Origin of the sequence: Methanobrevibacter sp. (assembly GCF_030539555.1) — an archaeon.
Classification (GTDB): Archaea; Methanobacteriota; Methanobacteria; order Methanobacteriales; family Methanobacteriaceae; genus Methanocatella.
Window position 1 is genome coordinate 1 of sequence record NZ_JAUNXX010000064.1, and the last position, 7,933, is coordinate 7,933.

Below are 7,933 nucleotides of genomic sequence, written 5' to 3' on the forward strand. Positions count from 1 at the left end.
TTTTAAGTAAAAATTAGTTTTTATTAATTAATTTTACTTTTTTAGGAGAAACAATGATTAAATTCTTCTCATCAGAACGTGCAAGCAATAATGCCTGAGCGCCGTATCTTGCTCTCATCTGTTTAATTTTTTCACCAGCCAACTTAAAATTAGCGGGACTTTCCCGTTCTAAGAAAGATAAGTCTAGGATAACAGGATTTTTCTCTTCCACAACCTGATCAACCACATAGTTAACATCATCAATTGATTTTGGTCTGATGAGAGCAATTTCATAAAATGATTGTTCTGGAATAATCACATAATCATCATCGTAATCATAAGTTGGTGTAGATTTCGGTACAGTGTTACGATTCGGATTATGATTTGGATTTTGTGCCGGCCTAGGGTTTTGTGCATTGTTGTTTTGTTGAGAATTTTGTAAATTAGAAACTCCATTCCTTATATCCTTACCAAAATCACGTAATATATCAGCAATTCCCGGTTCATCGCTACTTTTTTTATTGCCGGATTCTGTTTCTTCAAAACCTAAACTTCTTTTTAAATTGTCTGTAAAGCTCATTTAAATTACTCCTCTAAATATTTAAAAATAGCATCTAATAATTTAGAAGCCCCATTATTGTAAACATCTTCAACAGGTAATCCGAATTCAGATTCGAAAGATTCAATAGTCATATCAGAATCTGCATTTTTAAGATTAATTGACAAACCGACCACCTTAGTAGGTTCAACAGCTTCAATAGCTTTAATCTCTTCAGCGATACCTTTTGGTTGTCTGTAAGGGTGATTTGGTCGGTGCCCAACAATAACTGCATCAGGAGCAGCACCAATTAAAATAGCTGCTGATAAACCTCTTGGGTGAGGGTTTCCATCTTCAGTCAAACTGGATTGACCTTCAATAAAAATAATATCGGGATTCTTAGTTTCTTCAACGTATTTAATAGCAGACAATACAGCTGCAGGAACATCCATTGCAGATAAACTTCCAGCTCTAAAATTAAAATCAGTTGGTTCTTCCAGCCCCATTTCATCAGTTGATATAATCGCAGGAGTTAAATCTCTTTCCATACAGGCCAGGCCTAATTTCTTGGTTGTTGTTCTTTTTCCACATTCTTGTGAAGTTCCTCCAACAAAGATGACCGGAGATTTAGGAGTGTATGATATTTTTGGTAAAACTTCACATGATTTTTTGGGAGCTGTGCCTGCTATCATTTCAACGACATCCAATCTAGGGCCAATTTCTTTAATTACAACACCTTTTGATGATGCAAATTTCTTTAAAGCCAAGTTTTCACTAACAGATAATGATCTAAATGAAGTAACAACGTTTAATCCAGCATCAATTGCCTGAACAGCATATTTTAAAGCAGCGCCTTCTGCCCCAATTGGCAACATGATAACAAGAGATTTGGCCTCCGGAGCCAGTTTTAAACATTCTTCCAAACTTCCTGTAACCTTATGTTTGCAGAAATCTTTTCCTTGTTTTTTAACATTATCATCAATGAATCCAATTGCCTCTACGCCTTCAAGATTGGAGAATTTTTCCCCTCCTCCGCCACAACCTACTACAATGAACGGATTTAAATCTTGAATCTCTTTAACTGATTTTACTGAATACAACAATTTCACCCCTATAACTTATAATTTATAATTATCCCTGTAATTTATTATCCTACTATTTTTGAAAAAAATCATAAAAATAATATTATACTATTAGATATGATTTTTCATATTAATAAATGTAAATGTTTTAAAGGGAATAATTTATAAATATAATATTAATTAAAAAAATTAAAGGGGAATGTTTCATGAGATTACATTCATATTTAACCTAACTTTTTTTGGTCGAATAGTTACCAAATGCTCTACCGAAAATAAGAATTTTATTAAAGTAGAGATGGTTAAATATGAATAATAAGCAAATACTTGAAGAAATAGCTTTGGTGAGAAACCAAAAGGAATCAACCCAACGAACCTACAGAAAGGCCATCAGCCATTATACAAACTTTCATCAGATGTCCCTGCAGGAACTCATTGATGAAGCCGATGATGAGGAAGAAGCCGGAATCAGGTGGAAAAAAAGAAAATTGAAAAGCAGACTGTTGACTTTCAGACAATGGTTAATTGAAAACTATAAGGCAAAAACAGTCAGAATCTATTTTTTAGCAGTCAAAGTCGTCTACAAACACTACGATATAGAAATCCATGACCTGCCCCCAATGAATAAGAAAAACATGAAAATCCCTGAACCAATCTATTATTCAGACATTCTTACCCATGAGGAAATAGACATTGCGCTTAAAAACACCAACATCAGATTCAATGCAATAATCCTATTCATGACCAGCAGCGGATGCGGCAGGTCAGAGACATTGAGTCTTACAGTCCAGGATTTCATCGATGCAACATACAGCTACCATGAAAAGGACGACATCTATGAAGCCCTGCACAAACTAAACAAAATGGAGAATGTCGTGCCCACATTTAGACTGAAAAGGATTAAGGTGAATAAGTACTATTTCACTTTCTGCAGTCCTGAAGCGGTTAAGGCAATAATTACATACCTGTTAAATGACAGGGAAAATCTGACCGGTGAAGATCAGTTATTCAGTATAAGCAAAAGCTATATCGTATCCAGATTCAATCATCTAAGCCATGAGTTGAACATGGGCTCTGCAGGTGAGCTGGTGAGACTGAGAACACACATGTTCAGGAAATTTCATGCAACCACTTTAAAAAAAGCAGGCATGAGCGAATCCGACATTGATGCCCTGCAGGGCAGGGGAAAATCCTCAACCCATGCATCATACTTTTATGAGGATTCAAATGACTTGCGTGAAAAATACATTCAGTGCTTGCCTAATTTGATGATAAACATGAACGTGAACGTTATGGATATCAAATCCCCTGAGTTTACAAAGGTTGAAGCTGAAAGGGATGAATTGAAATCAAGATTTGAAAATTTGAGCATGGATATTGACCGCATTAAAAAAGCTTTAGGAAATGACATTTATTAAGTCATTTCCATTTTTTATACATTTCAACATTATTTGCTGTTTTTTTCTAAACACCAATTTTAAAAACACCGAGGATTATTTTTTAAGTCTAAACAATTTAATAAAAAAATAAAATTAAATTAAATATTATCTAAAAAAACAAAAGAAAAATTTTATATATTCAAAACACTAATCTATTATTAGGCCTCACCATTCGACATCAATATTTCAAAGCGAATGCAATATTTTTGTGAGGTACTTACTCGAGGTGAAATATCAAAAAAAGAACAATAGCATATAAAAAAGGATTATAAAAAAATATTTTATGAATAATAAGCTTTTAATATTTTTAATTATAATCCTTCAGGTAAATATGAAAAATAAAAATGTATTTAACCGAGTCAACCCAACTTTGTTAAAAATTAATATTTTTCAAAACTTAACCCAATAACTAGTTTATTTTTAAAAATATATAAAGATTTGCTCATAACAAAAGCAATAAATATTTTACTCTAAATATTCGGTGAAGAATTGGAAATATTGAATTCTATTTTTATTTTTCAAATCATTGAATCCGTACGCTCTTCAAACAATGTCAATTTCATCAAAGAACATATGGAGTCAACAAATACCTGCAATCATCCAGACAGTCGAATTTTAAACATTAAAAAGAGTTGATAACATGATGGAAAAAGAAATAGATGGCAAAACCTATGTATTGGTTTCAAAAGAAGACTGGGAGAAAATATTGGAAATATTCGAAAGACTTGACAGGATATGTGAGAGATTTTGCTGAATGATTCTCCCATAATCTGATAAAATAGCTAAAAATGAAAAAGATTTAGAGTGAAAATAATGTCAATTAATCCAAGAAGAATGTTAAAAGAATTTATCAAAGAAACCTACAGTGAGGAGATTGAAAAATGCAGGGCAATGCACAGGCAGTCCAAAGTCAACATCGATTACAACAAACTGAATCCTTACCTTCTTGAAAAGACAGGCAAGGATTTCTTTGACTTGGAAATGTACAGACACATAGCCATAATTGAAGGTGAATACAATTCCAATCCATTTTCAAAGGAATACGTTTCTTTAAAATACGTAAATGTTCCTGAAACAGTTGAATTGCATAACCTGGATGCGACAAACAATCGTGAATGGATCAGCTGCAAGGCAATGGTTAAAAACATCACAGACATCCGTGTTGACTTGAAACTGGCAGTATTTGAGTGCATGAAATGCATGTCACAAACCGTTGTAGAAGTATCCCACAACAAAAACATAGCAGTCCCAACTGAATGCAAAAGTTGTAATGAAAGAACAATGAAAATTTCAAAGGAAATGAGCGAATTTAGAAATTTCCGCATTGCCAAACTGGAAGAACCACTGGAAATGAGGAAAGGAGGAGTAACACGTGAATTTAAAGGATATATGCAGGATTATCTTGCATCACCCTACCATAACATAAAAGCAGGTGCAGTTGTGGACGTGTGTGGAGAGTTTTGTGTTGAACCATACAAAAAAGATGAACTGGAATCATATGAATTTCTAATAGACATCCACAACATCACACCGGTAGACGATGCATTCGAAGATTACCTCCTAACGCCAACGGATAAGGAAATGATAATCGAATTATCCAAAAGGCCAGATATCTATGAGATACTTGTCAACACACTAGCACCTGAAGTCTATGGATATGAAACCGTCAAGGAAGGTTTACTGTTGCAGCTATTCGAAGGAGCACGACCCAAGGATGACGTATTCAAAACAGACATCATTGACAGGTGGACATCACATATACTTCTAATTGGTGATCCTGGAATCGGAAAATCACAACTGATTACAGCAGTCAACAGGAGAGCTCCTAAAGTGATTAATATTTCAGGAACCAATACCAGCCAGGTCGGATTAACCACCAGTGCAGTTAAAGACGAGTTGGCAGGAGGATGGACCATGGAAGCGGGAGGAGTGATATTGGCAGATTCAGGTTTGCTGATAATTGATGAATTCGATAAGTTATCCCCATCTGCACAGAAAAGCCTGAATGAACCTATGGAACAGCTGAGCATATCCTCTGCCAAAGCAGGAATCGTTCAGACAATGAGTGCAAGAACAAGCATACTGGCAGCGGCTAATCCCAAATACTCAAGATTCAGTGATTCAAAACCTATCAACGAGCAATTGGACATTGCAGAGTCAACACTGTCAAGATTCGATTTGATATTCGCACTAAGAGATGATATCAGTGAAACAAAAGACCGTGAACTGGCAAGAAGCCTATTGACTAGAAAGACCCGTGAAAATAAACTGGAAAGATTATCCGATGAGTGCTTCAAGAAATACATCACATACATGAAGGCCAACTGCTTTCCCACATTAACAGCCGAAGTGATTGACTTGTTATCTGAGTTTTATGTAGATGTGCGCCAACAGGCAACTCAAAGCCATGACGGCAAAGCCATTACAGCACGAGACCTCAAATCACTGGAAAGATTAACGATTGCACGGGCAAAATGCGAAGGAAGAACATTAACAACAATAAATGATGCGGAAGATGCCATCAGAATCTATAAAGAAAGCCTGTACAGTTTAGGTTTGGATTTAACAACTGCTGGTGAGATAGTTGGCGTTAAATCAGATAAGGAAATGGAAATCATCATCGATGTTGAAAGGATGATAAAAGCCAAAGTCGATTTTGAAGGTCTGCCATTATCTGGTGAAAGCATTAACTCTTTAAAAAAGGAATGCTGTCTGATGTGTCATGGAACAAGTCTGGATGATGAAAAAGTCTTTAGGGAGGCAATGGCGAAAATAGAGAGAATATTTTAAGGTAGCTATTGAAATTATGGTCATACTGCTCATATGGTCATGATTTCAACTATTCTTGATATATCATTTTTAAAAATTAGTATTATGAAATGGAATGATTAGTAATAAAAAAAACATTTGAAAAAGTGACTGGGAGCATTATCAGAAATCATGGTCATATGGTCATGATGCCCCCATAGCTACTATTTCAAGAATTATAAAAAATGGAGGTTTAAATTATGGGAAAGGAAGCTATTAAGCTAAGTATCGATAAAGAAGTGCTGGAAATAGCCCGAGAGGAAATACCGAACATAAGCAGATTCACAGAGGAATGTTTAAGAAAATATCTAGGAATAGGAACAACATTAAGTCCACTGTACAAACAACAGGAACTGCTTAACACAATAGGAAAGTGTCACTTGGAACTACATTTAATGAATGAACAAAAGCACATTGAAGAGATGAAAAGAGAAGCTGAGCTGGAAAAAATAAACTATGCCTGGAGATCCCTATTTGCACACTACAGAGACACTGGAAGAATAAGTGATGAACTGCTGCAACATGCAATAAAAGTATTGGGAGTTAATAGGGAAGATTTGATTGATATAATTGAATTGGCATATGCATATCTTCACCGTGACAGAATAGACATAACAGACTGGCAGAAAGTCTATGAAAAATACGGAAACTAGAATTCTGATAAACATGTTTAAATGTGAATGCTACCCAAACCATGAAATCTGTAAAAACAAAAACACATGCGAGTTCCGGATACCATTAAATCCAGAACTCCTCCAAATATATCGCCAACTGAAATATGAACTAGCAAAATTAAACACCCTAAAACAAAGAAAACAAGACTACCACCAGGTAGCATATGAAATTCAAAGTCACATGTATAGTGAAAAGATTATCATTAACGGGAAATTTCAACTAGTCCCCAAAACGAATGTACTAGGAGATCATATAACCAAACCCGAACACGTGCAAGTGAGATTAAACTATAATGACATCCTTTTTGACATACAAGACCAAGAAAACATAATTCGTGACCTAAGAAGAAAAGAACATGCCCTGTTTAAGGATATGAAAAGACCCATGTAATTTTTTCCAATGATTCAATGCCCATATTTTCTCGAACCCAGTTCTATTTGTTCCATATCCAAAAAATTCCACCTAACAAATGCGTATAAAAGCTATTTTAGATCCATCAAGATTTCTTTCGCACGGATTTGAATTACTAATACAGAATTATATTTCGTTTAACTTATCAATCCCAAATTGCATTACATTTTTATAATCACTAGTGCAAAATCATAAATATCATATATTGAACTTAATACATGTTTAAATATTTATAATATAATTAATTTAATTTTTATATCTTTATTCAACATCATATGAATCTCAAATGTTGATATTACCCTTTAATTATTTAGTTAGCAATGCCACTATTGTGAAACATGAGTCATGTTTTTTCATGAATCTACCCTCAAATACATCATTTGATTCAAGATTTCATCACATTATGATACAAAAAATTGAAATTTTCAAAAAGTAGCTATGACAAATCAAGTTAAAATCAGAATTATCAAATAGTTGACACTTAACATTTTCCCATAGCTACTATTCAATATTCAATTAAATTGTAGGATAATCAAAAAAAAATTAATTTGATTAAACCTAATTTTCAAATAAATCCCTTACTTCTTTTTCCCAACCCTCTTTATGTATTATTCTTCCAATATGCAAATTATCATCCAATATTTCTTTTTTAGTTAGTTTAGTTAATTCTATACAATCTTTATTAAATACATAAATTGCATTACCATAAAGTAAAGACTCCAATATAGTGAAATCTTTAAACTCAAATCCAACATACCCATTAAAACCGGATTTTCCATAAAACACAGTAGTTGGCTTATATGAATAAATATGTTCTAATCTAGCTTTGTCGGCTGGTTTTTTAGTATTCTTTATTTGTTTTAAAATAGGATTTAATTGTTCCTCCACTGTTTCCCAAGGCATCTCTCCTTCAGGTAACATTTCCCAGTTTAATCTCTTAATGTGTTTTAAGTCAGATAATACAGCTAATTCAGTTAAATCTCCCTTTAATATTTCACATTCTT

Annotated in this window: 6 protein-coding genes; 3 read left to right on the forward strand and 3 right to left on the reverse strand. The window is 33.8% G+C overall.

What is annotated here, in order from left to right; all coding sequences use genetic code 11:
* Positions 1 to 13 precede the first annotated feature (13 nt).
* The gene (locus tag Q4Q55_RS08750) at positions 14 to 559 is read right to left on the reverse strand and encodes a cell division protein SepF (protein ID WP_303372433.1); all 546 of its coding nucleotides are present in this window, start codon (positions 557 to 559) and stop codon (positions 14 to 16) included.
* Between the two features lie 5 nt (positions 560 to 564).
* Positions 565 to 1,617, reverse strand: a complete 1,053-nt coding sequence (locus Q4Q55_RS08755) for a DUF1611 domain-containing protein (protein WP_303372434.1) — start codon at positions 1,615 to 1,617, stop codon at positions 565 to 567.
* A 287-nt stretch (positions 1,618 to 1,904) separates the two neighbouring features.
* Here Q4Q55_RS08755 and Q4Q55_RS08760 point away from each other — a divergent pair, with 287 nt between their 5' ends.
* The 3 genes from Q4Q55_RS08760 (at position 1,905) to Q4Q55_RS08770 (ending at position 6,496) form a co-directional block, all read left to right on the forward strand.
* Positions 1,905 to 3,014, forward strand: a complete 1,110-nt coding sequence (locus Q4Q55_RS08760) for a site-specific integrase (RefSeq protein ID WP_303372435.1) — start codon at positions 1,905 to 1,907, stop codon at positions 3,012 to 3,014.
* 834 nt (positions 3,015 to 3,848) lie between these two features.
* Complete coding sequence (locus Q4Q55_RS08765) at positions 3,849 to 5,825, forward strand: minichromosome maintenance protein MCM (RefSeq protein WP_303372436.1); 1,977 nt, start codon at positions 3,849 to 3,851, stop codon at positions 5,823 to 5,825.
* A gap of 218 nt (positions 5,826 to 6,043) precedes the next feature.
* On the forward strand, positions 6,044 to 6,496 hold the full coding sequence (locus Q4Q55_RS08770; protein ID WP_303372437.1) for a hypothetical protein: 453 nt from the start codon (positions 6,044 to 6,046) through the stop codon (positions 6,494 to 6,496).
* Positions 6,497 to 7,487: 991 nt separating this feature from the next.
* Here the strand turns inward: Q4Q55_RS08770 and Q4Q55_RS08775 are convergent.
* Positions 7,488 to 7,933, reverse strand: a 446-nt coding sequence (locus Q4Q55_RS08775) for a hypothetical protein (RefSeq protein WP_303372438.1), incomplete at its 5' end; no start/stop codon positions are given.

Excerpts from the sequence above, each read along its gene's own strand:
- Q4Q55_RS08770 (WP_303372437.1), top strand. The coding sequence starts at position 6,044 with ATGGGAAAGGAAGCTATTAAGCTAAGTATCGATAAAGAAGTGCTGGAA.
- Q4Q55_RS08750 (WP_303372433.1), bottom strand. The coding sequence starts at position 559 with ATGAGCTTTACAGACAATTTAAAAAGAAGTTTAGGTTTTGAAGAAACA.
- Q4Q55_RS08765 (WP_303372436.1), top strand. The coding sequence starts at position 3,849 with ATGTCAATTAATCCAAGAAGAATGTTAAAAGAATTTATCAAAGAAACC.
- Q4Q55_RS08760 (WP_303372435.1), top strand. The coding sequence starts at position 1,905 with ATGAATAATAAGCAAATACTTGAAGAAATAGCTTTGGTGAGAAACCAA.